The sequence below is a fragment of the Microbacterium umsixpiens genome, assembly GCF_053543675.1.
On the sequence record NZ_JBLVOH010000143.1, the window covers coordinates 1 to 3,232 of the forward strand.

General features: G+C 69.8%; 3 protein-coding genes and 1 tRNA gene. 2 read left to right on the top strand and 2 right to left on the bottom strand.

Annotation, left to right across the window (positions count from 1 at the left end; all coding sequences use genetic code 11):
• The coding region (locus ACNPM4_RS14175; protein WP_448986081.1) for a trypsin-like peptidase domain-containing protein at window positions 1-794 on the bottom strand (794 nt) is incomplete at its 3' end.
• 98 nt (window positions 795-892) lie between these two features.
• On the opposite strand from ACNPM4_RS14175, the gene ACNPM4_RS14180 reads away from it, so the two are divergent.
• Window positions 893-2,095 (top strand): aminotransferase class I/II-fold pyridoxal phosphate-dependent enzyme, encoded by a 1,203-nt coding sequence (locus ACNPM4_RS14180; RefSeq protein WP_448986082.1) that lies wholly within the window; start codon window positions 893-895, stop codon window positions 2,093-2,095.
• 30 nt (window positions 2,096-2,125) lie between these two features.
• Here the strand turns inward: ACNPM4_RS14180 and ACNPM4_RS14185 are convergent, their stop codons facing one another.
• Window positions 2,126-2,935 (bottom strand): carbon-nitrogen hydrolase family protein, encoded by an 810-nt coding sequence (locus ACNPM4_RS14185; RefSeq protein ID WP_448986083.1) that lies wholly within the window; start codon window positions 2,933-2,935, stop codon window positions 2,126-2,128.
• 94 nt (window positions 2,936-3,029) lie between these two features.
• Between ACNPM4_RS14185 and ACNPM4_RS14190 the strand changes: the two genes are divergently transcribed.
• Window positions 3,030-3,103 (top strand) — tRNA-Met (locus ACNPM4_RS14190).
• Window positions 3,104-3,232: the final 129 nt, after the last annotated feature.

Genomic DNA, 3,232 nt, shown 5'->3' on the forward strand with positions numbered 1-3,232 from the left:
GCAAGGTCGTAGATCGGGTCGGTGCCGACGACGGTGGCCTCGTAGATCTTCCCGTCCGACGCGGTCACGCGGATGGTGGGATCTGCCGCTGCACCGCCGAGGGTCACGACGTGCGTGTTCGTGAGCACGTAGCCGTCGTCGCTGATGATCACGCCGGAGCCGCTGCCGGCTTCCTGCGAGCCGGCGACCTCGATGGTGACCACGGACGGCAGTGCGGAGGTCGCGACCGCGGTGGTCTCGTTGACCGAGCCGGGGTTGTTGACCGTCACGGTCTGCGGCCCGGTCGCCGTGCCGGAGGACGGGGTGTCCTGGAGCCCGTTCAGCAGCGCACCGCCGCCGAAGCCCGCGACGCCGCCGACGAGTGCGGCCGCGACGATCAGCGCCGCGAACTTCGTGCCCCCGCGCGACTTCTGCTCCTTGGTCTTGGTGCCATCGCCGACGAGCGGCTCCGCGCCGTACGGCTGCGTGGGCTGCGTGTGCGACGCCGTCGGGATGCCGAAGGCCGCGCCCGAAGCGGTGCCCGTCGCCGGCGCAGATGGCGCGCTGAATGCGTGCGGCACCGGCGCGACCTGCGGCGCGGGCGACACGTGCGACGTGAACGTCGACGGCACCTCGTGCCCCTGCACCGGTGCACCGGGCGTCGGCGCGGCGGTGGCGGGCGCGGCGGATGCCGACCCGGTCGTGTCAGCGGCGGCAGGCGTCGCCGGCTGAGCGGCGACCTCTGCAGCCTCGGTGGACGGCACGGCGTCGTTCGACGCGGGTGCCGAGTGGTCCTGGGTGTTGTCTTCGTTCATGGTGTGTGCTCCTTCAACGACCACTTCAGAATGACGCCTGTGTCTGTGTGTTCCTTATGTCGACGATGAGTTTCAGCTATGGCCTTAGCCTGTTCTTCATGAGTGTCATTCCCGGCGCATGGCGGCGCACGGCGGCCGGTGCAGGCCTGCTCGCCGCAGACGGAACCGTCGCGCCCACCATCTTCGCAGAGATGTCCGCCGCCGCAGCCCGTGCCGGGGCGATCAATCTCGGACAGGGCTTCCCCGACGAGGACGGACCATCGGAGGTGCTCGAGGCTGCCCGCAGCGCGATCGCCCACGGAGCCAATCAGTATCCGCCGGGTCGCGGCATTCCCGACCTGCTCGCCGCCATCAGCGAGCACCAGCGGCGCTTCTACGGCCTCGATGTGGACCCGGCCGACGAAGTGATCGTGACGGCCGGCGCCACCGAGGCGCTCACGGCGACGCTGCTCGCGCTGATCGACGGTCCCGACGACGAGGTGGTCGTCTTCGAGCCGTACTACGACTCTTACGCCGCGGCGGTGGCGCTGGCGGGCGCACGACTGCGCACTGTCCCCCTCCGCGCTCCCGACTTCCAGCCCGACCTCGATCAGCTCGCCGCGAGCGTGACGGACCGCACCCGGATCATCCTCGTCAACGATCCGCACAATCCCACGGGTGCGGTCTTCGGTCGCGACGTGCTCGAGGAGGTCGTCCGGCTGGCCGCGCGGCACGACGCCGTCATCGTCACCGACGAGGTCTACGAACACCTGGCGTTCCACGCGCCGCACACCCCGATCGCCACGTTCCCCGGAGCGGCCGAGCGCACCCTCACCATCTCCTCGGCGGGCAAGACGTTCTCCGCGACGGGATGGAAGATCGGCTGGGTCCACGGGCCCGCCGACCTCATCACCGCCGTCCTCACCGTGAAGCAGTACCTCACGTACGTGAACGGCTCCGCCTTCCAGCCGGCTGTCGCGGTGGGGCTCCGCTTGCCCGATTCGTACTTCACGGATGCCGCGACGGCACTCGCCCGCAAGCACGAGATCCTCGGCGAAGGACTGCGCACCGCCGGATTCACGGTGTACGCCCCGCAGGGCGGCTACTTCACGGTGGCGGACGCGACGGCGCTCGGCGGCGCGGACGCCGCAGCATTCTGTCGTTCTCTGCCGGAGCGCGCCGGAGTCGTGGCGATCCCCCTGACGGCGTTCGTCTCCGAACCCCACCGGCACGAGTACTCGGGCCTGGTGCGCTTCGCCGCCTGCAAGCGCGTCGACGTGCTCGAGGAGGCGGCTTCGCGGCTGGCGCGGTTCTCCGCCTGACCGGCTCTCCGCTCGCAGCGGATCACGCCATCAGCGCGGTACGACCGCGTATCTCCGCGCGCGCAGCGAGGGATTGCTCCGGCGCACCCGCTCGATCGCGGCGGTCTCCACGACCGCGACCGCGATGCCGGGGGCTGTCCCCACCCCCGCCAGGACCACGCCCTGCGGGTCGATGACCTGCGAGTGGCCGACACCGATCGGCGTCGGGTGATCGGCCGCGACCACGTAGACGGTGTTCTCGATCGCGCGCGCGGCGAGCAACGTCGTCCAGTGGTGCTCCTTGAGTGGACCTCGGACCCACTCGGCGGGGACGACCAGGACGTCGGCCTGCGCGTCGACGAGAGACCGGGCGACTTCGGGGAACCTCAGGTCGTAGCAGGTCATGAGCCCGAAGCGGAGTCCGCCGAGCTCGAACGTCGCGGCCTCCCCCACTTCCCCGGGTTCGATCCAGTCGGACTCGGTCTGCCCGAAGGCGTCGTAGAGATGCTGTTTGCGATAGACGGCGAGGATGCCGTCACCGCGCACTGCGACGACAGCGTTCCGCACTCGATGCCCATCGGAGGCTCGCTCGACGAGGCCGGCGACGATCACCACCGCGCGGTCGGCGGCCAGCGCGGTCAGAGTCTCGACGAACTCGCCGTCGAGACCCTCCGCATTCGCGGCGAGGGTGTCGTCCATCGTGTCGACGAAGTAGCTCGAGTACTCGGGGAAGACGATCAGCTTCGCGCCCCGCGCGGCAGCGTCGGCAGTCAGCTCGGCGATCTGCGCGAGGTTGTCGGCTCGGGAAGCGGTCGGCGCGAACTGGCACACGGCGACGGCGACGGCAGGGGTCTCAGGCATATCCCCATCCTCTCGCATCGACACGCCCGGGGCGTCGCGCAGGGCGGCCCCGATTGGCCGGGCCCCGGGATCCGTGATAAGTTACTTCTTGTGCCGCGGGGTGGAGCAGTTCGGTAGCTCGCCGGGCTCATAACCCGGAGGTCGCAGGTTCAAATCCTGTCCCCGCAACAAATGAAAGGCCCTCTGACTCGGAGAAATCCAGGTCAGAGGGCCTTTCGCTTTGCCCGGACGAGTCCGATGATTGTGAGGACGAGTCCGAGGATCACATCGGCCGGAGACGAGAATGGGGGCCCCCCC

Excerpts from the sequence above, each read along its gene's own strand:
- ACNPM4_RS14180 (WP_448986082.1), top strand. The coding sequence starts at position 893 with ATGAGTGTCATTCCCGGCGCATGGCGGCGCACGGCGGCCGGTGCAGGC.
- ACNPM4_RS14185 (WP_448986083.1), bottom strand. The coding sequence starts at position 2,935 with ATGCCTGAGACCCCTGCCGTCGCCGTCGCCGTGTGCCAGTTCGCGCCG.